Below are 23,836 nucleotides of genomic sequence, written 5' to 3' on the forward strand. Positions count from 1 at the left end.
AGGAGGAAATGTATGTTAAATAAAACACAAATTCGCTATTGTCTAGATACAATGGCGAAAATGTACCCAGAGGCACATTGTGAATTAATTCATGATAATCCATTTGAACTTGTCATTGCGGTTGCTTTATCTGCACAATGTACAGATGCACTTGTAAATAAAGTGACAAAAAATTTATTTCAAAAATATAAAACGCCAGAGGACTATTTGAAAGTTTCTTTGGAAGAATTACAACAAGACATACGTTCAATTGGGCTTTACAGAAATAAAGCAAAAAATATTCAAAAGCTATGCAGAATGCTAATTGATGAGTATGATGGGAAAGTTCCTGCAGATCGTGATGAATTAACAAAATTACCAGGAGTAGGCCGAAAGACGGCGAATGTAGTTGTTTCTGTTGCTTTTGGCATTCCGGCAATCGCAGTCGATACACATGTGGAACGAGTGAGTAAGCGTTTAGGAATTTGTCGATGGAAAGACTCTGTTTTAGAAGTTGAAAAAACATTAATGAAAAAGGTGCCTATGGAAGAATGGGGCGTTACTCATCATAGACTGATTTTCTTTGGACGTTATCATTGTAAGGCACAAAGGCCACAGTGTGAAGTATGTCCGTTATTAGAAATATGTCGTGAAGGGAAAAAGCGGATGAAGGTGAAGTAGGGAATGAAAAAAAAAGTTGTGGAGATACCGCCTGAGTTTCAATGTGAGCCGTTTTTCAAAGAAAGTGAAACAAAAATAGTATACACATGTAGTCAATCATTTGAAGAATTAATCCAAAACACTTATTTTTTGTTTGATATAGAACAAAAATATCAACCGTGGCGTAAAGTAGAGAAGAGTATACCGGCAGTGCTGCAAATGTGGGCGGATAAAAAAGAAAATCTTTCGAAGTTATTTAAAGAGAGAAAAAGAAACGAAGCGAAAGCGCCTATGGTTCATTTCAGTGCTTATTTATTATCAATCTTATATTGGATGAATGAAAAAAGAATATCTAGTTTAAAAGATATAAAACAGAATACGGAGAAGTTAAAACTACAGCCTGTTAATTTTATGGAACGCTATACATTTATTATAGAGCAACCGAACCATTACCATTCGTACATCCAATTGACACAGCTATATATTGAAATAGAAAAAATATATGCCAAAAACATGATGATAAAAAAGAAGTCACTATCTTAAAAGTAGATAGTGACTTCTTTCTTTATTGTCCATCTGGTTGAGGATTCGATTCTCCACTAGTTCCACCGGTTCCACCAGTTGGCTGTTCTGGTGGAGTTTGTTGGGGTTGCTGATTCTGCTGTTCTTGTTGTTTTTTTGCTTCTTCTTCAGCTTTACGCTTTTCTTCCTCAGCTTTTTTCAGTTCTTCTTCGGCCTTTTTCTTCAGTTCTTCTTCAGCTTTACGCTTTTCTTCCTCAGCCTTTTTCAGTTCTTCTTCGGTTTTTTTCTTCAATTCTTCTTCAGCTTTACGTTTTTCTTCTTCAGCTTTTTTCTTCGCTTCTTCTTCAGCTTTCTTTTGAACGTCTACATTTTGACCAGGAACGGTAAAGGAAACGCCAGCTGGACTACTTGTGCCAGTCCCTTTTTTTGCTACGACAGAGAAGCTATATGTTACACCTGGTTTTACACCGCCAAGTGTAGCAGATGTTCCTTTTACGGATAAGCTACCACTAGAACCGTCATTTGCTTTATAACTTGCCGCATAAGATGATGCATCAGAAGGACCAGACCAACTTAATGTAATTGTATTTGATCCTGCGTCATAAGAAGGCGTTACACCAGTTGGTGGATCTACCTTAATTTGTTTAATCGCATCTTTTTTCGCACCTTTTACGTAAAGTTCGCCATTGATTCTTTCTACGGAAGAAGGTTGCTCAAAACGACTGCGGTCTGTTGCAAATTTACCCATCATGACTTTAAACATTTGTTGAGCAATTTTTGTTGAGCGGTCGCCTATATAGTTTTCTGAACTATCCTTTTCGTAACCTGTCCATACCGCCATTGTATATTGCGGTGTATATCCGGCAAACCAACTATCGCGGTTCGCATCTGCTGGAATATCATATTTTTCAATAACCGATTTGTCATAGTTTTGCGTCCCTGTTTTACCAGCAAGATCGACGCCTGAAACATAAGCTGCTGAGCCAGTACCGCCAGATCCTGGTCTGACAACATCGCGAAGCATATCTGTAATCATATACGCCGTATAGTCTTTCATTACTCGCTCTTCTTTTGGTTTAAAGTTTTTCTTCTTACCATCAGGGAAGACAACTTCTTTTACGAAATGAGGTTTATTATAAATACCGTCATTCCCAAATGTTGCATAAGCACCAGCTACTTGTAACGGAGAACTTTCATTACTACCGATTGCTGCTGATTCATATGGTCCTTTTTTAAATGTCATACCGAGTTTTTCAGAAAACTCTTTTGACTTATTTAGTCCGACTGCTTGAGCAGTTTTTAATGCTGGGATGTTTAAAGATTTTTTTAATGCTTCACGCATTGAAACGTCCCCTTTATAGCTGCTCGTTGCATTTCGAATTTTTGTACCATCTGAGTACGTATATTCTGAGTCATTTAATTGATGATAAGTTGACCATTGCATATATTCAATTGCTGGGCCGTAGTCAAAAATAGGTTTCATTGTAGATCCAACTTGTCGATCTAAATCAATGGCTAAGTTATGACCTTTAAATGTTGATTTACTTTCTTTACGTCCAGCACCTACTGCACGAACTTCACCAGTTTGTGTGTCCATAAATACGAAAGAGCCTTGGAATTTATCATTTGGATATCGAATAACATCTCCATCTAAAATCTTTTCAGCATAATCTTGCGCTTTTGTATCAAGAGTTGTATAGATTTGTAATCCATCAGATCCAATATTTACATCAGGGATTTGCTTTTCAACTTCTTTTACAACTGCATCTAAAAAGGCAGGATAAGGCATTTCAGTAATCTCTTTAGAGGGAAGGAGTCCTTCTGTTACTGGAATTGCCATCGCTTCTTCCATTTGCTGTTTTGTAATAAAGTGATGACGATGCATTAATGTTAAAACAACGTTACGACGTTTCGTTGCACGCTGTTCATTTTCTTTTTTCGTTGGATCATAAATATTAGGACCTTGTGGTAAGCCAGCGAGCATTGCAGCTTCATATAACTTTAAATCTTTCAAATCTTTTCCATAATAGTTTTGTGCTGCTGTTGCTACGCCATAAGAGCGATTACCTAAATTAATTTTATTTAAGTACATTTCTAAAATTTCATGTTTAGAGTATTTCTGTTCTAGCTTGTAAGCTAAATACCATTCTTGTACTTTTCGTTTTGATGTTTTTTCCATCGTAAGGAAGTAGTTTTTAATTACTTGCTGTGTAATTGTACTACCACCTTGTGAACCGAACCCGCCTGTGATGTTTTCCATAATGGCTTTTCCTGTACGCTTAAAGTCAATTCCGTCATGGTCATAAAATCGAGCATCCTCGGTGGCAAGAAAGGCATTTTCAACTACTTTTGGAACTTGATCATAAGTGATAGCAGTCCGTTTCTCAGCACCATATTCATAAAAGAAGTTACCATCTTTATCATAAAATTTAGTTGATAGAGGATTGACAAGTTTCGCTTTGTCTAGCTTTGGAGCATCTTTCACTATGACAAAGAATGCCGAAACTCCAGCTACAAGTCCGACAATGCCAAGAAGCAGGCAAGTCACTAAAAATTTCTTGAAAAAGGAGCCTTTTTTCTTGGGTTTATCCTTTTTATTTTTAACTTTCGTTTGCTGTTTTGCATGTTTTCGTTCTGTACGAGAACGATAATTTTCTGACATTATACTTTCTCCTACCTTTCATCTTCTCCCCAAAAGTCGAAAAAAGAGCCTTATTTTTGACTCTATCACGAAAAATAAACCATGTCTAGTATAGAAATATAATCGATTCGAGGATGATAACCGCATGATAACAAAGAGCCGTGTTCTTCAATTTCTTGTTTTGTAATTGATTTTCGGCCCCCGGTATCTTTGCGATTCCAAAATGAAATAACGTGTTTTGCATCGAGTAAATAAATTTCGTCATAAAGTGTAAATTTAATAATGACGAATGCAATTCCATCATGAGCAATAACTTGTTTCATATGCTCAATTTGATGCAGATGGAAGTTTTGGAGCGGGAAACTTGTTTTGTTTTTTGTTTCCTTTGCTTCAAAATCAATGTATTTCCCCTTATAAACACCGTTGTAATCTGTTGTAGAAGGCTGTTTAAAATAAGCTTCTCTTACAACTGCAGCACTTCGGGCAGGATAATCCACTTTTACAATTTGAAGAGGTGTTGGCTTTTTATGTACACAGGCAATATTATGACTCAAATAATATTGATTTGTTTCATTTAGTTCCTCTTCAAGAGACATCCCCCTGTTACTATAAGTATGTTTTTTCATTTTTGTTTTTTGAGGTTGTAAAGCTTGATTATATCTTTTTCCGTTTGGGTAACGAATGGTCATGTTTTGTCCACTCCATCTTGCTTAGAATCACTTACACAGGTGATTATATCAAAAAAAACAACGAAAATGCGATTTTTTTAAAGAGAGGCGGTGAATGAATGCGACGTAACGGGAGTGAAGAAAAGAATTGGAAACGAGATAAAGAAATGGTTTCGTTTACAAAAGAGGAGAAACAACTCATTACCTATATTAAGGAAAAGACTGCTATCGCAAATATGGATAACATTTCGCGTACACGAACTTATCAAGAATACTATTTGCGAAATAAAGAGGTTGAGTGGTCTTTTTTAGCGAGTATGGTTTCGAGAAATGCTGGCTGGAATATGACAGATTTAGAAGGAGAAAATTACTCGAATATTCTATCTAAAGGGATGAGAAAACAATTATTTCTTACATATGAGAAAGCGAATTGCCTTATTTTTTTAGATGCTTATCCACAGTTATTACTATATGAAGAGAGTAAAAAGAGAAATAGAGCTTTCTTTCATTTGTTACCTTCTTTTTATGTGTCTGCTTTTATGGAAAAGGAATGGAAACGTTTTTGGAGAGAAGGAAATAAAAAGCGGTTAATGATAGCATTCATTATTAATGAGCAAAATAAAATTCAAAAACCAGTTATTGAAAATCGGTATATTCAGTCTCGTGTATTGGATCGATTACTTTTTAAAATGCAAGAACGATTTCATTTGAACGCAGTTGTTTTTCCGACTTTAGAAGGGAATTTATATGGTTTTTCAGTTGATGGATTTGAAAATGTAAAAAAGCGTATTGAACTGGGTAAGAAGTTAGCGTGGCTATTATTTCATCCGAAGTATAAAGAGTTATTTTATGATTTTGCTTTGCATACGATTCCTACAGGCTCAAGGTTAGATTATGAACAATATTTCAAGGGAATAAAAGGATATCGTACGCCGCAGCTTAGAGAGGTGTTTTCTATTGTCCCTCCGGCGCGACAAGATCCATTAGATTGGTTTCATCCTTATATAAATGTAGAGAATTTTTTTATAGTTCAGGAGCCGCAGGAAAAGATTGATGTTACGACATGGTTTCTAAAGAAACAAAGGAACATTCATTACATTGCTTCATTTATTAGCTTTCGTAAAAGATTCCACAGCTTCGTGTTATAATAAAAAAGCCCCGCACTTTTTGGAAAGTGCGGGGATCGACCATATATCTTACGTTCTTTGCGTATTGAATGAAAAAATGTTGTTGTAACAGCGTGAAAAAAGATGAACTTTAGAAGGAAATAACGAATTTGGATGAACAAACCCCTGTTTATGTAGCAGGGAAGTTTGGCCCGTCTAATTTTGGATTTCCTGTTTCAGGTTTGTTTCGTTGTTTACTTTGTTTTTTCTTCTTTTCATTTTTATTTTTAGCCATAGTAACACCTCCCATTTGTATTGTTACCATTTCTATAAAACACATGCAGAATACAAACTTTTCTAATTTCTAAAGGATGAAGAAGAAACACGAAAGAAAGTTTCGCTTTATTTGCCGAATCACAACTAGTTTTGTCAATCATGCAGGAGTGATAACTGGGTTGTCGAAATTACATGGCAAAGGGAAAGCAAAGAAGGAGGCGTTTTATAGATGGCGATGGTTCAGAAGGAAAATGTAATGAAGAAAATGGATCAAATGTTAAGTGCTCTTGATTTGCTGGAAATGAATGTTTCACTTAGGGTTAATCATGATTTAAAGGACAGACGTGAGGATATATGTAAGAAAGTAGAAATAACAGAAATGCACATTCAACATATGGAAGATAAATTAGTGCATCATGAGAAGAAAGGAAATTGGCTGCAAACGTTTCAAAACGTTGTCGTAGGTGCATAAGTAAGGTGGGATAAAGTGAAGGATCAAGCGTTAAAGCAATCTTCAATAAAGTTAATAGAGTATAACGATGAAACAATTGTTAAAAAAAGAGAAGTAGTAGAATATGATTTTTATACTGATATGAAGCCGTTTGTGGATAGGGTAGATAACGAGTTGAGGGCTTGGAAAGAATTGGCTTATCGATGGATAAAAGAAGAACATCCTAAATATGTCCATTTTCAACAAATAGATCAAGTGTGCGAAAATTTACAAAATAATGCTTTGCAGTGCTTTGTGAATAAAGGAAAAGGGAAACGGTTTTATGAAACGCACCAGGCGATTTTATATACGTTACAGACTATTGTGGAATTATGTAAATAACAAGAGGGAAATCCCTCTTGTGTTTTTTTATGATTCTGTAATTTTATGACGAGGTCTCGTTGCTCCACTTGTTTCTAATTCTCGTATCAACACTCGATATTCTGAAATACAGATTTTCCCTTCCAAATAACAATGTCGCGCAAAGTCGAGCAATTCATTCATATTTTCTGTACAATACCCCTTTTTTTGTGAAAATGCTTGTTTTAAATCCCCTAATATCATGTTGATTCCTCCCCCATGAGAATCTTCTTCTTTTATATCATAACATGAAAGGGTTTACTTTCTTATTTTTTTAAAAATTTAAACTTCCGACAAAAACAGACAATTATATAAGAACACCTTTTATTTTGTCGGTACATATTCTAAAGGTAGAAACTAAGATAAAGGGGGAGAGAATGCATGTTTCAACAATCTACTTATCAAGGGTTTCATTCAAACCCACAACCAAACACGTATCAACATAATGGGGAGCCATATTTACGCTACAATATGTATCCTTTCACACCTTATTATGGGAATCAAAATTATTATCAACCATTTGAAGTATCATTTATGAATCAGCATGAGCAGCCTTATATGAATATGCCGTATTATGCACCGCCGCAGCCACAACCATCTATGTTTTATCCGCCGAAGCAGCCCTTTCAACCATATCCAAAAATGAACAAGCAGAAACAGCAACCGAGTCAGTTTTCTAGTTTGGTGTCTCAATTTAAAACAGCAGATGGAAATTATGATGTGAACAAAATGATGAATACAGCAGGCCAAATGATGAATGCAGTAAATCAGGTTACAGGAATTGTAAAACAAGTTGGTGGTTTCTTCGGAAAGTAATAGCGTGACAATGAGTCAAGCTCTTCATCTGATAACTTATAATCTAGACGAATTTCCTTTGAAGAAATAGGTGTATATAACAAGCGGCTTTTACTCTTTTCTCATATTGTAAAGTGTAGTTAGATTTTGAGTGAGAGAGGAGAGAAAAACTATGCGTCATTGTCATCCTTGTTTTGGAGGACATAAGCCAACAGGTCCTATTTGTACAACACCTCCTGTTGTTCATCCAACGAAACAATGTGTAACACACACTTTTTCTACAACGGTGGTGCCACATATTCACCCAACTCATACAACGCATGTGCATCATCAACAAATTAAAAACCAACATTTCTTCCCACAAACAAATTCAAGTGTAAATGTTGTAGATCCAGGATTTGGAGACCCAGGTTATGGTGGAGGATTTGGTGGAGGGTGTGGACACCATGGATACCCTCAGCAAGTATCACCGTTTGGTCCAAACGCAGGCCCGAATGTATCACCGTTTGGCCCAAATGCAGGTCCTAATGTATCACCGTTTGGTCCAAACGCAGGCCCGAATGTATCACCGTTTGGTCCAAACGCAGGTCCTAATGTATCGCCATTTGGTCCAAATGCAGGCCCTAATGTAGGTGGAATATTTAAAAAGTAAATGTTATGTTAGAACTAGCGAGATGCTAGTTCTTTTCTTTTTATTGGAGTGTTGATATGAAAGTTTTAGCTGTAACAGGATACAAACCGTTTGAACTTGGGATATTTCAGAATGATCACCCAGGTGTTGCTCATATAAAAAAAGCGTTACATCGTAAATTTATTGCCTTTTTGGAAGAAGGATTAGAATGGGTGATGATTAGTGGACAACTTGGGGTTGAATTATGGGCTGCAGAAGTTGTGTTTGATTTACAATTAGAATATCCCGATTTAAAACTAGCTGTGTTTACTCCTTTTTTAGCACAAGAGGAAAACTGGAAAGAAGGAAATAAAGAATGGTATGAGCTTATTTTAGAGCAAGCTGATCATGTTGATAGTATTACAAAAAGAAAATATGAAAGCCCGGAGCAATTTCGATTAAAAAATCAATTTTTTATTGAAAAAAGTGACGCACTTTTAGCTGTATATGATGAAGAAAAACCAGGAAGTCCAAAATATATAGTAGAGGCAGCTAAGAAAAAAGGAGAAATAGAAAATTATCACAGCTATTTCATTCTTTTTTCTGATTTACAAGATATAATAGAAGAAGAACAGTGGAATGATGCAGAGTAATATGGAAGATTACTCGCGCATATATGATTGACAAAAGGGACTGTTTCTGAAAAAATTTAGCTAATAAAAGTTTTGGTGAAAATTTGAGGTGAAGAGAATGATTTCGGATAAAATTAAATTAACGGCAAAAGATATTTTAGAAAAAGAATTTAAAACAGGTATGAGAGGATATCAGCAAGAAGAGGTCGACAAGTTTCTTGATATGATTATTAAAGATTATGAAGCGTTTCATAAGGAACTGGAACAATTGCAACAGCAAAACGCACGTTTGAAACGTGAATTAGAAGAGCAGAAACTTGCTGCAACACAAGCGCCGCAACAAACGATTCCAACACCGGCTGCACAACCTGTATATAGCAATACAAATACAGATATTTTGAAACGTTTATCTAATTTAGAAAAAGCTGTTTTTGGAAGCAAATTATATGAGTAATGTAGAAATGAAAAAGATTGAATCATCTTACATATAAAAAAGCATTGCAAAATCTTTTTGTTTCCACTATACTAATCTTTGTCATAGCGTTTGGGTAATCGCTGCAACGTGAACGTTGTAGAGGAAAGTCCATGCTCGCACGACCTGAGATGGTCGTAGTGTTCGTGCCTAGCCAATTCATAAGCTAGGGTATTCTGGCCGCGAGGCTGGTTTAACGGCAGGGAAAAAACCTAAGTCCTTTTGGATATGGTTTGACTACCTTTAAAGTGCCACAGTGACGAAGTCCTTGAAGAAATGATAGGAGTGGAACGAGGTAAACCCCACGAGCGAGAAACCCAAATAATGGTAGGGGAATCTTTTCCAAGGAAATGAACGATGGAAAAGGACAGGTTCGAGTAACCTGTAGATAGATGATTACCACCGGAGTACGAGGCGTGGGCCGTTTGTAGTACAAAGGAACAGAACATGGCTTACAGAACGTTATGAACCAATTACGTAATGACTCAGCTCTCCTTTGAAAGAGGAGAGCTTTTTATTTGTATGAAGTAATGATGCGTGAGTTACAATGGTAAAGAAAACAATACTTTATCATACTTAATAATTTATAGAGTGATTATTGTTTGATTATACATAAGAGGTGAATAGAAAATGGGAAAAGTTACTTTAATTGCAACAGCAGCGATGGGAATTGAAGCTCTAGTTGCAAGAGAAGTTCGTGATCTTGGCTACGAGTGCCAAGTAGATAACGGAAAAGTAACATTTGAAGCAGATGTAAATGCGATTTGTCGTGCCAATTTATGGTTGCGTACTGCTGATCGTGTCAAAATCAAAGTAGGTGAATTTAAAGCAACTACGTTTGATGAATTATTTGAGAAGACAAAGGCTTTAAATTGGGGAGATTATATTCCTGAAAATGGAGAGTTTCCTGTTATTGGTAAATCTCTGAAATCAACTTTATTTAGTGTTCCAGATTGCCAACGTATCGTCAAAAAAGCTGTTGTGGAAAAGTTGAAATCAACATATAAGCGTACAACTTGGTTTGAAGAGAATGGTCCTTTATTCCGCATTGAGATTGCCATGTTAAAAGATATTGCAACGTTAACAATCGATGCAAGTGGTGTTGGACTGCACAAGCGCGGATATCGTGTTGATCAAGGAGAAGCACCATTGAAAGAAACGTTAGCTGCATCGTTAATTAAACTTACAAATTGGAAACCAGATCGTCCATTCGTTGACCCGTTTTGTGGTTCTGGAACAATTCCGATTGAAGCGGCGCTGATTGGACAAAATATTGCACCAGGATTTAACCGAGACTTTGCATCGGATGAATGGGGCTGGATTGGTAAGCAAAATTGGAAAGAAGCGCGTCAAGAAGTAGAGGATTTAGCAAATTATGATCAGCCATTACAAATTATCGGATCAGATATTGATCATCGTATGGTAAGAATCGCGCAAGATAATGCAGATGAAGTGGGATTAGGTGATTTAATTTCCTTTAAGCAAATGCAAGTAAAAGATTTTACGACAAAAGAGGAATATGGCTATGTTGTAACGAATCCTCCATACGGAGAACGTTTAAGTGAAAAAGCACTTGTTGAAAAGTTATACAAAGAAATGGGAGAAGTATTCCGTCCGTTAGACACTTGGTCCTTATATGTATTAACAAGCTATGAGGCATTTGAAAAATGTTATGGACAAGAAGCGTCGAAAAAGCGTAAATTATTCAATGGCTTTATTCGTACAGATTACTACCAATACTTTGGAAAACGTCCGCCTCGTAATGTATAGTATAAAACCTCTTTTTTGCGCATATACTGGCTACTATGTAATGTGCAAAAGGAGGAATCGATATGGATGGGTTCCAGTTGTCAATGATTCAAAAAGCGATTCATCGTACGTATGATGAACTCGGCAAAGAACTTGACTTTCAAAGTGTAGCAGATGAAATTCAAAAGGCACAGGAAGAATATTTATCTGCGTTATCATATGAAACATTAATTGATAAGCGTTATTTAAAGTCATTAATAGAGTGAAAAAAGTTTTCCTTTACATAAAGGAAAACTTTTTTCACGCATTTCTATGTATTACAACAGGGGAAAGCAACTGCTATTTATAAGTAGCAGTTGCTATATCTTTTTTATAGAAAAACTTTTTGGTTGGAGGCTAAGCATGTTTACTAAGAAGAGATTACCATTTGAAGTAGGGAAACAAGATAATTTTTATGATAAGTTGAATGAGTGGATTGGAGATGTGTTTTACGATATCCTCCCAGAAAAAGGTTTTGAAGAGCGCGATGAACAAATTTTTATGGCGTTTCAATTAGAACGAGCGTTTCAAGAGAAGAAGGTTATGTTTGCTGAAGCTGGTGTTGGGACAGGGAAAACAATTGTATATCTTTTATATGCAATTTGTTATGCACGTTATACAGGAAAGCCAGCTATCATTGCTTGTGCAGATGAAACGCTAATTGAACAGCTTGTAAAAGAAGAAGGGGACATCGCGAAGTTATCAGAAGCATTAGGGTTATCTGTTGATGTTAGACTTGCAAAATCAATGGATAATTATTTATGTTTACGTAAACTAGAAGATGTAATGAGTGGACGAGCTCCAGAAGTAATTGAAGATTTATATTATGAATTACCACAATTTGTATTTGATCACGGGACAATGCAAAATTTCACACCATATGGAGATCGTAAAGAGTTTCCGTTATTAAATGATGAAGAATGGTCAAAAGTATCTTGGGATTATTTCCAAGATTGTTTCACATGTGAATCTCGCCACCGCTGCGGTCAAACGCTTTCTCGTGAACATTACCGTAAAGCAGCAGATTTAATTATTTGTTCTCAAGATTTCTATATGGACCACATTTGGACATATGATGCTCGTAAGCGTGAAGGACAGATGCCGCTTCTACCAGAAAGTAGCTGTGTTGTTTTTGATGAAGGGCATTTGGTTGAGTATGCAGCACAAAAAGCATTAACGTATCGATTAAAGCAAACGATGATGGAACAATTATTAACAAGATTGTTGCAAAATGACATTCGTGAAGAGTTTGCCCATTTAATAGAAGAAACAATTTGGCAAACAGAACGTTTCTTTGATGTTTTACAAGAGAATAAAAAAGAAATCCCAGGATCAGATCGTTTAGAAATTACGGTAACAGAAAAAGTGACTACAGAAGCAAAACGATTATATGCCAAAATTGCTGAAGTCGGCGATGCATTAGTATTTGAAAGTGAAATGTATACAGTCAACACATATGATTTAAATATTGTTGACGAGCATTTAGATGTGCTAGAACATTCACTTCGTCTTTTCATGCATGAAAAAAATGTGATTACATGGGGAGAAGAAGGGGACGGAGCATTTACATTAGTTATTATGCCACGCGCAGTAGAAGAAGTATTACAAGAGAAAGTATTCTCTAAAAAAATTCCATATATTTTCTCTTCTGCTACATTATCTGAAAATGATTCATTTGCATTTACCGCAAATAGTCTCGGCGTAAAAGATTATCTATCGTTCTCAGTCGCTTCTCCTTTTGATTATGAAGAACAAATGAAAGTGTATTTACCATCCTATCATGAAGAAAATGCATGGGAAAGAAAGTGTCAATATACACTTGAAAATATTCAAAAAACAAATGGACGTACACTTGTATTGTTCCGTACAACTGAGGAGCTTGCTGCATTTAAAGAATACGTAAGCAAAGAACAAATGTCTGTTCCGTTCTTATATGAAGGAGATCAAGAAATTAGTCAGCTCGTTTCACGTTTCCAAAATGAAGAAGAGACTGTCCTTTGTGCTGTTCATTTATGGGAAGGATTAGATATTCCTGGTTCATCCTTATCACATGTCATTATTTGGTCGCTTCCATTCCCTCCAAATGACCCTGTGTTTGAAGCGAAACGAAAACATGTAAATGATCCATTCTGGGACGTAGATGTACCATATATGATTTTACGACTTCGCCAAGGAATTGGACGCTTAATTCGTACAAGTGAGGACAAAGGAGCGATTTCGTTATTCTTGTCTGAAAATGAGAATGAGAAGGTTGTCGAAGCTGTAAAGAAAGTACTGCCAGTAGAAGGAATTGTTCTGTAAAATGATCTAACGAAGAAAAAGCTTGGTCAATGCCAAGCTTTTTTCTATAGAGAGAAAAGGAATTTATCTATTTATGTCGAAATAAAGGGCAGATAGAAAAAGGAGGAAAGGGAATATGACAATCGCTACACATGAATTAGAAAAAGAATTTTTAGCATATGTGAAAAAGATAAATAATTATGGCGAAGCACTTAATTTAATATTTTGGGACTTGCGTACAGGCGCTCCAAAACAAGGGGTAGATCAGCGCTCGGAAGTGATTGGAATGCTTTCGTCAGAAGTCTTTTCTTTATCCACTTCTGATGAGATGGAAAAATATTTAACAGAATTAGAACAACGAATTGCAGAGAATACAATTTCCGAAACAACGAAAAAAATTGTAGAAGAATGCCGTAAAAAGTATGACCAAAATAAAAAAATTCCGCAAGCTGAGTATGAAGAGTTTGTAAAATTACAAGCAAAATCAGAAAGTGTTTGGGGTGAAGCACGTGAAAAGTCTGATTTTGAAATGTTTAGACCATATTTAGAAAAAATTGTTGCATATAAGAAGAAATTTATTACATATTGGGGTTATGACACGTATAAATATAATACGCTGTTAGATATGTATGAACCGGGTGTAACAGTAGAAATATTAGATCATGTATTTGGGCAATTACGTGAGCGAATTGTACCGCTTGTGAAAGACATTTCAGCGTCTCATAAAACATTAAAAACAGATGTATTATTTAAGCACTTTCCAAAGGAAAAACAAAAGAATTTTACTTTAGAAGTATTAAAACAATTAAATTATAAATTTGAAGCCGGTCGTTTAGATGAAACGATTCATCCGTTTGAAATTACATTAAATAGAGGCGATGTTCGCATTACGACTCGTTATGATGAGAATGACTTCCGAATGGCTGTGTTTGGAACAATTCATGAATGCGGGCATGCTGTATATGAACAAAATATTTCCGAGGATTTAGAAGGAACACCGCTTTGCAGTGGTACTTCAATGGGGATTCATGAATCACAATCGTTATTTTTTGAAAACTTTATTGGGCGTCATAAATCTTTCTGGAAGAAAAATTATGAGTTATTGAAGCAATTTAGTGAGGGGCAATTTGAAAATGTATCGGTAGATGAATTTTACGATGCAATTAATGAATCAAAGCCTTCCTTTATCCGTATTGAGGCGGATGAATTAACGTACCCATTACATATTATGGTTCGCTATGAGTTAGAAAAAGAATTATTTGACGGAACGTTGGAAGTAAAAGATTTGCCAAAAGCATGGAATGATAAAATGGAGAGCTATTTAGGCATTCGTCCAAAAACGGATGCACAAGGAATACTGCAAGACATTCATTGGGCAGATGGATCGTTTGGCTATTTCCCATCTTATGCGCTTGGTTACATGTACGCTGCACAATTTAAACATAAGATGTTAGAAGATATTCCGAACTTTGATGCATTATTAGAAGAAGGGAATATTACACCAATTCGCGAATGGCTGACAAAAAATATTCACCAATATGGTAAAATAAAAAAACCATTGCAAATATTAGAGGATGTAACTGGTGAAGGACTAAATGCGAATTATTTAGCGGACTATTTAGAAGCAAAATATAAAGAGATTTATGAACTATAAAAAAGAAGAGCCTATCTTAAAAGTATTCCTTTTCGAGACGGCACTGAAAAGTGATTGCTTTGAAAAAACAACACGCACTTTATTAACATGTTAAGAATAAAAGGAGTTCGTCATCTGTATAGAGTAGGTGACGGACTCTTTTTACAAATTTAAGTTTCTATTTTTTGTAGCGGAGATGTGTATGTTTTTGTGCTTATGTTGCAAGAAATGTATGATTTAAAAAGAATTTTTAAATATAGAGGGAATGAAAAGGTTTTCAAAAGTCGAACAAAACAGATGTTTCGATAATATTTGTACGTGTTTTTCTTAGAAATACTTTTCAAAGTAAACAAAGTGCGTTATAATCCATCTATAAATAAGTTAGCTACACTCATATAATCGCAGGAATAGGGCCTGCAAGTTTCTACCGAAGTACCGTAAATACTTCGACTATGAGTGAGGACGAATAGATTTGCTTGTTTCGTATTCTTTTTTTGCGAAGCTCCAAAAGCGCGTCTCTCACTTGTAACGAGTGGTGGCTGCTTTTGGAGTTTTTTATTTGCATAAGAGGAGGAACAAACATGAAAGTATTACAAGAGAAGATTTTAAGTGAAGGAAAAGTTTTATCTGGTGATGTATTGAAGGTAGATGCATTTTTAAATCATCAAATTGATCCAGTACTTATGCAAGAAATTGGAAAAGAGTTTGCGAAACGCTTTCAAGAAGAGAACATTACAAAAATCGTGACGATTGAATCTTCAGGGATTGCACCAGCGGTTATGGCAGCTTTAGAGCTTGGGGTAAAAGTAATCTTTGCAAGAAAGCGTAAATCGTTAACGTTACAAGACAATATGTATGTTGCCAAAGTATATTCATTTACAAAACAAGAAACAAATGAGATTTCATTATCTAAAAAACATATTCATGAAGACGATCGAGTGTTAATTATTGATGATTTCTTAGCAAATGGGCAAGCAGCTTTAGGGCTCATGAGCTTAGTAGAGCAAGCTGGAGCAAGCGTTTCTGGAATTGGGATCGTAATTGAAAAAGCATTTCAAGATGGAGGGAAGAAACTGCGTGAGAGAGGCGTTCGTGTAGAATCATTGGCAGAAATTGCATCGCTTGAAGATGGTACAGTTACCTTTGTTCAACATGAGACTGCGGAGGTGAGATAGCCATGAAGCAACATCCATTTAAAATTGCTTCTCTTGGCATACAGCATATGCTTGCGATGTACGCTGGGGCTATTATTGTTCCGCTTATTGTTGGCGGAGGACTTGGGCTAAGTCAGAAAGAATTAACTTACTTAGTTTCTATCGACTTATTAATGTGCGGTGTTGCTACAATCTTACAAGCATTATCAAATCGTTTTTTTGGAATTGGTCTCCCGGTTGTACTTGGGTGTACATTTACAGCAGTTGGACCGATGATTGCAATCGGTAAGCAGTATGGTGTTTCTTCTATATATGGAGCAATTATTGCTGCAGGATTGTTCGTTGTTATTTTTGCGAAACTATTTGGCAAACTAGTAAAGTTGTTTCCACCTGTTGTAACAGGTTCTGTCGTTACAGTAATTGGGGTTACGTTAGTTCCAGCAGCCATTAATGATATGGCTGGTGGTGCAGGGAGTAAAGACTTTGGAAGTCTGGAAAATTTAGCGTTAGCATTTGGTGTACTACTATTTATCATTATTATGTATCGTTTCTTTGATGGTTTTATTCGTTCCATTTCTATTTTACTCGGCCTTTTATTTGGAACGATTATGGCAGCTTTAATGGGGAAAGTAAGCCTACAGGCTGTTTGGGAAGCAGATTGGTTTCATGGAATACAGCCTTTTTATTTCGGAACACCTACATTTGAATTCACTCCAATGATTACGATGATTCTCGTTGCTTGTGTAGGGATCGTGGAAGCAACTGGAGTATATTTTGCTTTATCTGATATATGTAATAAAAAGATTGGTGAAAAAGATTTAACAAAAGGGTATCGTGCGGAAGGATTGGCGATGATTTTAGGTGGGATTTTTAATGCCTTTCCGTATACGACTTACTCACAAAACGTCGGTCTTGTGCAATTAACAGGTGTGCGAAATCGCATCATCATTTATGTATGTGGTGGGATGTTAATTGTGCTCGGATTTATCCCTAAAATTGCAGCCATTACAACGATTATTCCAAAGCCAGTGCTTGGCGGTGCAATGCTCGCAATGTTTGGTATGGTGATGGCATATGGAATTAAAATGTTAAGCAATGTTGATTTTGGAAAACAAGAAAACTTACTTATCGTGGCATGTTCTGTTGGAATTGGTCTTGGTGTTACAGTCGTTCCAACGTTATTCTCGCAATTTCCAGAAAGTATTCGTATTTTAACAGACAATGGTATTGTACTTGGAAGTGCTTCAGCGGTTATCTTAAATATTGTATTTCATATGATTCCGGAGCGCAAAGCGAAAACAAAAGAAGAGCAAGTTTCAATGAAAAGTGCTGTCACAGAAATGTAAATCAAAAAAGCAAGGTTCTCATGAAGAGACCTTGCTTTTGTTTTTTAGAGGCATCATTTTTCCATACGTACCAAGGCGCCAAATATATTCAAGTGGACCGTATTGATAGCGGGAAAGCCAAAAGCGACTTATAAAGATTTGTAATATGTAGAAACCGATGCAAAATAATAGTCCAATCCATAATGGAACAGGATAAGCATGTTTGAAAAATAGACCAAATACAAGTAACGTTATGATTGTATGTGAAATATAATTTGTTAAGGCCATTCGCCCGACATATTGGAAGGGACGAAGGAATTTTTGCCAGCGCTCTTTCTGTAATAAGCGTATAAGTGTAAAAATATAAAAGATAAATAATGTTTTTCCGCTAAGCATTGTAAAAGCGTGCATATAGATTGGTTCATAAGATGGCTTTGATAAGAAGTAACGGATCATAAAGAACCACATTGGTAATGTTAAGACAAACATAATCATTTGCCATTTTTTAAATTTTGGATCTAGCTCTTTTGTGCGGCGGAATATATCTTTTTTTCCGGCATATAAACCGAGTAAAAACAATCCAACTATTTCTGGAAGCATAAATAGATTCAACTCGATTGCTTCAGAATAAAAGGCATGAAAGCGTTCTTGTATTTGTAACGTCCAGTTTTCTAATGGTATGCTTGGTACGGATAAATTTAGCTCTTCCTTCGATACAAAAGCAATCACTAGACTGCCTAATAGGGTGAGAAATTGGGAAATACATAGTAAAACGAGTGACCAAATGAAAAGAGTACGAGGTTCCCGTTTATAAAATAAGAATAAGAAAAAGCCTGCGATCGCATAACTATGTAAAATATCTCCATCCCATAGTAGAACATAATGAAATAGTCCAAATAATAATAAGAGAAGCAGACGGCGAACAAATAAAGTTTTCGGTCGATCTGTTTTTGCTTCAGCCCGACTCATAAAAATGTAAAAACTGAGTCCAAATAAAAATGAAAAAATGGTATAAAACTTTGTTTGAATAAATAAGTCATAAAAAAGACGAATGTAGCTGTCTATTCCTTCGTAAATTCCTAACATGTCTCGAGAGTCAATACCGGCGATAACGGGCCAGTTCACAAGAAAAATACCAAGTACAGCAATCCCTCTCATGATATCGATAGAATGAATCCTCTCACCTTGCGAAAGATTTTGTTCCATTATTTCCCTCCTTGTTAAATAAATCCCTTTTATTATACAAAATAGACAGGAAAGGGCATAGAGAAAATTTCCAATTATTGAAGCTATTAAGATGTGTTTGATGAGATATAATAAAGGTGCACAACAAATTTTTTCACTCCTTTAAAACAGGTGGTCAAAGCTCCTTTGAAGAAAGGGGCTTTCTTTTTTAGAAATGTATTGATAATGATTCTCTTTAATGATAAAATGTATTCAAAAGTGATAATCATTATCAAAAAGGTTGGTGTGCGAAATGATATATGCATTCGTTGCAGGAACAGTTGCTATATATATCGGCATAACAAAGTATGTATTAAATGGAGTCGGAGCAACAAAATGAAAAATCTAACATAAAATCCCTTTCATCTATAAAAAGAATGAAAGGGATTTTTTAATTTCTAATGAGAATATGCTGAAAATTTAGTATGATAATAAGGTATATACATCTTGGAATAAAGGGGAACAAGGGGATGACAAACATAGTACAGACAAACAATATGAAAAAACTTGTTTGTTTTTATGAAGAATGGCAAAAGCATGGTGATACAGAAAATAGTTTGAAGTTGTTTGAAGTAATTCAAAAATATAAAGAAGAGCAGTTAATGATTGCATTTTGTGGGCATTTTTCTGCCGGAAAATCGACGATGATGAATTACTTGTACAAAGCGCAGTTATTGCCAACAAGTCCAATTCCAACTAGCGCAAATGTCGTTAAGATTGAAAAAGGACTTGATCGAGTTATTGTTACACTAAAATCAGGGGAGCATTATGAATATGATGGTGCATATTCAGCAGAAGAGTTAAAACAGCTCTGTAAAAATGGTGATGAAATTATTGGTGTGCATATTTACCGAAATGATGCACCGATTCCTGATGGTGTCGTGCTTGTTGATACTCCTGGAATTGATTCAACAGATGATGCGCATCAGCTAGCGACAGAATCTACACTGCATCTTGCAGATGTTATTTTTTATATGATGGATTATAATCATGTGCAGTCTGAAGTGAACTTACAATTTGTGAAAGAGCTAAAGCAACGCAACAAAACGGTGTATCTTGTTGTCAATCAAATTGATAAGCATAAAGAAAATGAATTGTCGTTTGAAGGGTATAAGCAAAGTGTGAAACAATCATTTTTAAATTGGGATATTCAAGTAGATGGTATCTTTTACACTTCATTGCGAATGATGAACCATCCGCATAATGAAATTCAAAGTTTAGAGCGTTTACTTTTTTCTATTATGAAAGAGCGCGATCAACATGTGAAACAAGGGATGGAAAGAGAAACAGAATATTTATTACAAGAGCACCTCTCTGCTATTCTTGCTGAAAATGAAAAGCAACTTCAACCATTTGAAAAAGAAATAGCGTCGCCGTTATCTCTTTCAGAAGTGACAGAAAAGAAGGAAGTACTTCTTGAAAAGAAACAGCGCGTAATTCATAAAGAATCCGATGTAAGAAGTGAATTTATAAAAGGTTTACAAGGCATACTGGATAATGCGTATTTAATGCCGTTTGAAATGAGAGAATTAGCAAATCAATATTTAGAAACAAAGTTAACGAAATTTAAAGTTGGTTTACTATTTGCAAAAGGAAAAACAGAGCAAGAGAAACAAAAGCGATTAGAAGCATTTTATTCTGCTCTAAACAAGACTGTGGAAACGCAAATTGATTTTCATGTGAAAGAGTTTATAGTCTCTTTCTTAAAAGAAAAAGGGTTGTTTACAGAAAATATAGGGAAATCTGTGTATGAATTGGAAATTGATTTTTCTCCTGCGTTGTTAGCAGAAACGATTAAGCAAGGAGCTGGTTTTACAGGAGATTATTTACTTCTTTATACAGAAGATGTCGCAAATGAGCTTAAGAAAAGATATTTTGTGAAAGCACGGCAAATTTTAGAGAGCAGTACGAGTATATTGAAGGAAAAGATAAAAGAAGAAATTGTTCATCTTGATGAAGAACTGGAGCAATATACTGTATTACAAACTGCAAAAGAAACGAAATTACAATATGCGGCGGCATATGATAAATATGAGAACTACTTACTGGACATTTGGAGAGAGCGCATCCCTGTGCCAGATGGATTACAAATAGAAGAAATACTGCAAGGGAAGAAGTTAGTTGTAAATGAGAAGTTCACATTACAAGAACAAGAAGTGAAAACAGAAAGTCTTTCTTACAGTGAGGAAGAAAGAAAGAGCGAAGCAAAATTAAATATTCATCGTATATTAGAGCGGGTAAAAGGTGCAGAAAAGATAATAGAGTCGCTTCCTACTTTGCAGCATTTACATCAGGAAGTGCTTGAAAAAAGAAAGCGTGTGGAAACAAAGCAGTTTACCGTTGCGCTTTTTGGAGCATTTAGTGCAGGGAAGTCTTCATTTGCCAATGCGTTGCTTGGCGAAAACGTACTCCCGGTATCACCAAATCCAACAACGGCGACGATTAATCAAATTTTACCGGTTACAAAGGATAAGCCTCATGGTACGGTAGTTGTTCAGTTTAAATCAAAGCAGGCATTATTAGAAGATATGAAAGCTGTTTATAAACTGTTTCATTATGAAATATCTACTTTGGAAGAAGCGTTGTCACAAATAGATACAATCATTCAGTATCCATCACCAAGCGGAAAACAGAAAACAACATTTAGTTTCTTGCGGGCAGTACAAAGGGGATATAAGGCAGTTTTCAACCATTTAGGAGAACAAGTGCAAGTAACAGTAGCTGAATTTGCTGATTATGTAGCGAATGAAGAAAAGTCATGTTTTGTTGAATATATGGAGCTTTATTACGACTGTGCGTTAACAAGGCAAGGGGTGGCTTTAGTTGATACACCAGGAGCAGATTCGATTAATGCTCGCCATACAGATGTGGCATTCCAATATATTAAAAATGCAGATGCAATTTTATTTGTAACATACTATAACCATGTGTTCTCAAGAGCAGATCGAGAGTTTCTCATTCAGCTTGGGCGCGTCAAAGATACATTTGCTCTTGATAAAATGTTCTTTTTAATCAATGCTGCGGATTTAGCACAATCTGAAGAAGAGCTTGAAATGGTAAAAGGTTATATTGCAGAGCAACTCTTGCAATATGGTATTCGTAATCCGCGCCTCTTTGCGATTTCCAGTTTATGTGCATTAAAAGAAAAGCAAGGTGACATTATTTCAAAAGAACAGTATGGTGTTTTACAAGATTCGGGAATTTCCAAATTTGAAGAGTCATTTACATCATTTATGATGCATGATCTTATGCTTGTATCTATACATTCTTTATACAGAGCACTGCAAAGCGCAGATCAACTTCTAACAAATATGATAGAGGGAGCAAAACAAGGAAATGATGAAAAAGAGAAGCAAATAAAAAAATATGAAGCAGAGCGAGCACGGCTACTTCATATTATTTCATCATATAGTGTTTTAGCAGAAGAACAAGCAATGAAGAATGAAGTAAAAGAGTTGTTATATTATGTACAGCAACGCTTGTTTTTACGCTATAACGATGTGTTTACGGAATTTATTAATCCTGCAGCACTTCGAACAGATGGAAATGTGAAGGTGAAATTACAAGAATGTCTTATGGAATTAGTTGCTTTTATCCAACATGACATATTACAAGAAATGCGAGCAACGTCATTACGTCTTGAGAAATGGATTGATGAAGCGATAGGGCGGGCAAGAGATGAGATTGTAATGACATGCCAAAAAGAAAATGAATCCATTTCAATGAGCGAAGTAGCAGAGTATGAATATCAAGTGATTGCACATCAAGAACCATTTCCGTCTATTGATATGAAACATTTTAAAAAGGCGTTATCTCATTTTAAAAATGAGAAAAGCTTTTTTGAAAAAAATGATAAAGCGGCTATGCAAAGCGATACGAAAGAAGCGCTTGAGCCTTTCGTATCTCAATATGTAGCGGATGAAGAAAAATTATTTGTTAATCATTATAAACAGGAATGGGAAATGAAATGGAACTTATCTCAAAATGTTATGCAGGAAGATGTGAAGCAGTATTATGCAAGTCTATTATTTGCTTTAGCAGAAACGATTGATGTGTCACTATATGAAACAAGTAAGGAACAATTACAAGAACAATTGACAGCGATTGAGAAAGAGATTCATATTTTATAATCTTTATGAAAAAAAGATTCGTTCAATTTTCTTCTGCAGAACAGTATCGAGTGATTTTACAAATCCGGCAAACTCGTCTGTGGAAATCATATGAGTTAAGACGAAACGTCTACCATCTGGTGTTTCACCGCATAAGACGAATGAAGAAAATTCATATGTTTTCCCTTCGATAACTAATTTTGGGTAGGAATAAGTTTCACTTTTCTTTTTCTTTGCATCAATTGAGATGACGTTGCATTTTTTCTCATTGTTGTCCATGGTGAATCCCTCCTTTGTATTACTTATGGTAGACAAGGAGGGTTTAGAACAAGAGAGAGGAGAGAATTTTTATAGAGATTGTAATTGAACGCATACAAAAGGAGAATGCTCCTCGGTCATTATTATTGCTTGCCGATCCGAGTGAGCAGCAAATTGATTCCTATATAAAACGTGGTTGCATGTATGTTGCAAAAGATGAAGAAAACGTAATAGGTGTATATGTATTACTGGAAACAAGGCCGTATACAATGGAAATCATGAACCTTGCTGTTGTAGATGAACTGCAAGGGAGAGGAATTGGTAAACAATTGTTATACCACGCGATTCAAACAGCGAAAGACTATCATATGCATACACTTGAAATAGGGACAGGAAATTCTAGTGTTTCACAGCTTACTTTATATCAAAAATGTGGTTTCCGCATTGTTTCGATTGATTTTGATTACTTTTCAAAGCATTATGAAGAGAAGATTATTGAAAATGGAATTGTATGTCGTGATATGATCCGGCTTACAATGTCGCTTTAAGTAGTGGTTTATCAAATCTAGGGGGTAGTGAAGATGGAAGTACATACAGCAATTACAGCACATTCTCGTAAGCAAAATGAAATTGTGAAGACCTTTTTACAATTAGAAGCGCAGCGTGAAGTAGCAATTGATGCTGTAGTAGCACTTGCGTCAAGTGGAAAGCAGTTTTCAGTGGATGCAATTAATACGATAACAAAACAAATGAATGAACTGGCTAAACGAGGTATCGTACCACAGCGTAAGATTGTAACAGAGAATATGGTTATGGAGTATGTAAAACGCTTGACAGAGAAAGAAGGTCGTTAA

At 35.6% G+C, this 23,836-nt stretch carries 23 protein-coding genes, 1 other RNA gene and 1 riboswitch; of the genes, 19 read left to right on the forward strand and 5 right to left on the reverse strand.

All coding sequences use genetic code 11. The features are described from left to right. The first annotated feature begins 12 nt into the window (after window positions 1-12). Both nth and MR058_RS03655 read left to right on the forward strand, forming a co-directional pair. Window positions 13-660, forward strand: coding sequence for an endonuclease III (gene nth / locus MR058_RS03650; RefSeq protein ID WP_242142684.1), 648 nt, complete (start codon window positions 13-15; stop codon window positions 658-660). 3 nt (window positions 661-663) lie between these two features. Then, window positions 664-1,182, forward strand: coding sequence for a YpoC family protein (locus MR058_RS03655; protein WP_242142685.1), 519 nt, complete (start codon window positions 664-666; stop codon window positions 1,180-1,182). 22 nt (window positions 1,183-1,204) lie between these two features. Here MR058_RS03655 and MR058_RS03660 read toward each other — a convergent pair whose 3' ends face one another. Together MR058_RS03660 and recU are read right to left on the reverse strand one after the other, a co-directional pair. Then, window positions 1,205-3,823: a penicillin-binding protein 1A gene (locus MR058_RS03660; RefSeq protein WP_242142686.1), complete on the reverse strand. Its 2,619-nt coding sequence runs from the start codon at window positions 3,821-3,823 to the stop codon at window positions 1,205-1,207. Window positions 3,824-3,888: 65 nt separating this feature from the next. Further along, complete coding sequence (gene recU / locus MR058_RS03665; protein ID WP_242142687.1) at window positions 3,889-4,491, reverse strand: Holliday junction resolvase RecU; 603 nt, start codon at window positions 4,489-4,491, stop codon at window positions 3,889-3,891. 98 nt (window positions 4,492-4,589) lie between these two features. Here recU and MR058_RS03670 point away from each other — a divergent pair, with 98 nt between their 5' ends. From MR058_RS03670 to MR058_RS03680, 3 genes are all read left to right on the forward strand, one after another. Further along, complete coding sequence (locus MR058_RS03670) at window positions 4,590-5,618, forward strand: DUF2515 family protein (protein WP_242142688.1); 1,029 nt, start codon at window positions 4,590-4,592, stop codon at window positions 5,616-5,618. Window positions 5,619-6,081: 463 nt separating this feature from the next. Then, window positions 6,082-6,324, forward strand: a complete 243-nt coding sequence (locus MR058_RS03675; protein WP_242142689.1) for a hypothetical protein — start codon at window positions 6,082-6,084, stop codon at window positions 6,322-6,324. 15 nt (window positions 6,325-6,339) lie between these two features. Continuing rightward, complete coding sequence (locus tag MR058_RS03680; protein WP_242142690.1) at window positions 6,340-6,684, forward strand: YppE family protein; 345 nt, start codon at window positions 6,340-6,342, stop codon at window positions 6,682-6,684. A 27-nt stretch (window positions 6,685-6,711) separates the two neighbouring features. On the opposite strand, the gene MR058_RS03685 is transcribed toward MR058_RS03680, so the two are convergent. Continuing rightward, window positions 6,712-6,906, reverse strand: coding sequence for a YppF family protein (locus MR058_RS03685; RefSeq protein ID WP_242142691.1), 195 nt, complete (start codon window positions 6,904-6,906; stop codon window positions 6,712-6,714). Window positions 6,907-7,083: 177 nt separating this feature from the next. Between MR058_RS03685 and MR058_RS03690 the strand changes: the two genes are divergently transcribed. From MR058_RS03690 to pbuX, 11 genes are all read left to right on the forward strand, one after another. Then, window positions 7,084-7,518, forward strand: coding sequence for a YppG family protein (locus tag MR058_RS03690; RefSeq protein ID WP_242142692.1), 435 nt, complete (start codon window positions 7,084-7,086; stop codon window positions 7,516-7,518). A gap of 151 nt (window positions 7,519-7,669) precedes the next feature. Continuing rightward, the gene (locus MR058_RS03695) at window positions 7,670-8,149 is read left to right on the forward strand and encodes a CotD family spore coat protein (RefSeq protein ID WP_242142693.1); all 480 of its coding nucleotides are present in this window, start codon (window positions 7,670-7,672) and stop codon (window positions 8,147-8,149) included. Window positions 8,150-8,205: 56 nt separating this feature from the next. After that, entirely contained in the window at window positions 8,206-8,760 is a 555-nt protein-coding gene (locus tag MR058_RS03700; protein ID WP_242142694.1) for an SLOG family protein, read from the forward strand. Between the two features lie 97 nt (window positions 8,761-8,857). Beyond that, complete coding sequence (gpsB, locus tag MR058_RS03705) at window positions 8,858-9,193, forward strand: cell division regulator GpsB (protein WP_242142695.1); 336 nt, start codon at window positions 8,858-8,860, stop codon at window positions 9,191-9,193. An 86-nt stretch (window positions 9,194-9,279) separates the two neighbouring features. Beyond that, window positions 9,280-9,671, forward strand: an RNA gene (gene rnpB, locus MR058_RS03710) — RNase P RNA component class B. Window positions 9,672-9,841: 170 nt separating this feature from the next. Continuing rightward, window positions 9,842-10,981, forward strand: coding sequence for a THUMP domain-containing class I SAM-dependent RNA methyltransferase (locus MR058_RS03715; protein WP_242142696.1), 1,140 nt, complete (start codon window positions 9,842-9,844; stop codon window positions 10,979-10,981). 62 nt (window positions 10,982-11,043) lie between these two features. Next, window positions 11,044-11,226, forward strand: coding sequence for a DUF3921 family protein (locus MR058_RS03720; protein WP_242142697.1), 183 nt, complete (start codon window positions 11,044-11,046; stop codon window positions 11,224-11,226). Between the two features lie 136 nt (window positions 11,227-11,362). Next, the gene (locus tag MR058_RS03725; RefSeq protein WP_242142698.1) at window positions 11,363-13,300 is read left to right on the forward strand and encodes an ATP-dependent DNA helicase; all 1,938 of its coding nucleotides are present in this window, start codon (window positions 11,363-11,365) and stop codon (window positions 13,298-13,300) included. A 115-nt stretch (window positions 13,301-13,415) separates the two neighbouring features. Next, a complete protein-coding gene (locus MR058_RS03730) occupies window positions 13,416-14,933 on the forward strand; it encodes a carboxypeptidase M32 (protein ID WP_242142699.1) in 1,518 nt (505 codons plus the stop codon). 350 nt (window positions 14,934-15,283) lie between these two features. Further along, window positions 15,284-15,385, forward strand: a riboswitch (purine riboswitch). A 108-nt stretch (window positions 15,386-15,493) separates the two neighbouring features. After that, window positions 15,494-16,087: a xanthine phosphoribosyltransferase gene (locus MR058_RS03735; RefSeq protein WP_242142700.1), complete on the forward strand. Its 594-nt coding sequence runs from the start codon at window positions 15,494-15,496 to the stop codon at window positions 16,085-16,087. Between the two features lie 2 nt (window positions 16,088-16,089). After that, window positions 16,090-17,412, forward strand: a complete 1,323-nt coding sequence (gene pbuX / locus MR058_RS03740) for a xanthine permease PbuX (RefSeq protein WP_242142701.1) — start codon at window positions 16,090-16,092, stop codon at window positions 17,410-17,412. A gap of 18 nt (window positions 17,413-17,430) precedes the next feature. Here pbuX and MR058_RS03745 read toward each other — a convergent pair whose 3' ends face one another. Continuing rightward, window positions 17,431-18,597 (reverse strand): DUF418 domain-containing protein, encoded by a 1,167-nt coding sequence (locus MR058_RS03745; RefSeq protein WP_242142702.1) that lies wholly within the window; start codon window positions 18,595-18,597, stop codon window positions 17,431-17,433. Between the two features lie 488 nt (window positions 18,598-19,085). On the opposite strand from MR058_RS03745, the gene MR058_RS03750 reads away from it, so the two are divergent. Next, window positions 19,086-22,745, forward strand: a complete 3,660-nt coding sequence (locus MR058_RS03750) for a dynamin family protein (RefSeq protein WP_242142703.1) — start codon at window positions 19,086-19,088, stop codon at window positions 22,743-22,745. 3 nt (window positions 22,746-22,748) lie between these two features. Here MR058_RS03750 and MR058_RS03755 read toward each other — a convergent pair whose 3' ends face one another. After that, entirely contained in the window at window positions 22,749-23,003 is a 255-nt protein-coding gene (locus tag MR058_RS03755) for a DUF3931 domain-containing protein (protein ID WP_242142704.1), read from the reverse strand. Between the two features lie 71 nt (window positions 23,004-23,074). Between MR058_RS03755 and MR058_RS03760 the strand changes: the two genes are divergently transcribed. Next, window positions 23,075-23,530, forward strand: a complete 456-nt coding sequence (locus MR058_RS03760; protein WP_242142830.1) for a GNAT family N-acetyltransferase — start codon at window positions 23,075-23,077, stop codon at window positions 23,528-23,530. A 33-nt stretch (window positions 23,531-23,563) separates the two neighbouring features. Continuing rightward, complete coding sequence (locus tag MR058_RS03765) at window positions 23,564-23,836, forward strand: YpbS family protein (protein ID WP_242142705.1); 273 nt, start codon at window positions 23,564-23,566, stop codon at window positions 23,834-23,836.

It is taken from the genome of Bacillus cereus group sp. BfR-BA-01430 (genome assembly GCF_022663115.1).
Taxonomy (GTDB): Bacteria; Bacillota; Bacilli; order Bacillales; family Bacillaceae_G; genus Bacillus_A; species Bacillus_A cereus_BD.

What these genes read in the sequence shown, in the direction of transcription:
- MR058_RS03700 (WP_242142694.1), top strand. Translation starts at nt 8,206, where the DNA reads ATGAAAGTTTTAGCTGTAACAGGATACAAACCGTTTGAACTTGGGATA.
- MR058_RS03755 (WP_242142704.1), bottom strand. Translation starts at nt 23,003, where the DNA reads ATGGACAACAATGAGAAAAAATGCAACGTCATCTCAATTGATGCAAAG.
- MR058_RS03675 (WP_242142689.1), top strand. Translation starts at nt 6,082, where the DNA reads ATGGCGATGGTTCAGAAGGAAAATGTAATGAAGAAAATGGATCAAATG.
- pbuX (WP_242142701.1), top strand. Translation starts at nt 16,090, where the DNA reads ATGAAGCAACATCCATTTAAAATTGCTTCTCTTGGCATACAGCATATG.
- MR058_RS03725 (WP_242142698.1), top strand. Translation starts at nt 11,363, where the DNA reads ATGTTTACTAAGAAGAGATTACCATTTGAAGTAGGGAAACAAGATAAT.
- MR058_RS03685 (WP_242142691.1), bottom strand. Translation starts at nt 6,906, where the DNA reads ATGATATTAGGGGATTTAAAACAAGCATTTTCACAAAAAAAGGGGTAT.
- MR058_RS03670 (WP_242142688.1), top strand. Translation starts at nt 4,590, where the DNA reads ATGCGACGTAACGGGAGTGAAGAAAAGAATTGGAAACGAGATAAAGAA.
- MR058_RS03720 (WP_242142697.1), top strand. Translation starts at nt 11,044, where the DNA reads ATGGATGGGTTCCAGTTGTCAATGATTCAAAAAGCGATTCATCGTACG.
- MR058_RS03750 (WP_242142703.1), top strand. Translation starts at nt 19,086, where the DNA reads ATGACAAACATAGTACAGACAAACAATATGAAAAAACTTGTTTGTTTT.
- nth (WP_242142684.1), top strand. Translation starts at nt 13, where the DNA reads ATGTTAAATAAAACACAAATTCGCTATTGTCTAGATACAATGGCGAAA.
- MR058_RS03765 (WP_242142705.1), top strand. Translation starts at nt 23,564, where the DNA reads ATGGAAGTACATACAGCAATTACAGCACATTCTCGTAAGCAAAATGAA.
- MR058_RS03660 (WP_242142686.1), bottom strand. Translation starts at nt 3,823, where the DNA reads ATGTCAGAAAATTATCGTTCTCGTACAGAACGAAAACATGCAAAACAG.
- recU (WP_242142687.1), bottom strand. Translation starts at nt 4,491, where the DNA reads ATGACCATTCGTTACCCAAACGGAAAAAGATATAATCAAGCTTTACAA.
- MR058_RS03745 (WP_242142702.1), bottom strand. Translation starts at nt 18,597, where the DNA reads ATGGAACAAAATCTTTCGCAAGGTGAGAGGATTCATTCTATCGATATC.
- MR058_RS03715 (WP_242142696.1), top strand. Translation starts at nt 9,842, where the DNA reads ATGGGAAAAGTTACTTTAATTGCAACAGCAGCGATGGGAATTGAAGCT.
- MR058_RS03730 (WP_242142699.1), top strand. Translation starts at nt 13,416, where the DNA reads ATGACAATCGCTACACATGAATTAGAAAAAGAATTTTTAGCATATGTG.
- MR058_RS03695 (WP_242142693.1), top strand. Translation starts at nt 7,670, where the DNA reads ATGCGTCATTGTCATCCTTGTTTTGGAGGACATAAGCCAACAGGTCCT.
- MR058_RS03655 (WP_242142685.1), top strand. Translation starts at nt 664, where the DNA reads ATGAAAAAAAAAGTTGTGGAGATACCGCCTGAGTTTCAATGTGAGCCG.
- gpsB (WP_242142695.1), top strand. Translation starts at nt 8,858, where the DNA reads ATGATTTCGGATAAAATTAAATTAACGGCAAAAGATATTTTAGAAAAA.
- MR058_RS03735 (WP_242142700.1), top strand. Translation starts at nt 15,494, where the DNA reads ATGAAAGTATTACAAGAGAAGATTTTAAGTGAAGGAAAAGTTTTATCT.
- MR058_RS03690 (WP_242142692.1), top strand. Translation starts at nt 7,084, where the DNA reads ATGTTTCAACAATCTACTTATCAAGGGTTTCATTCAAACCCACAACCA.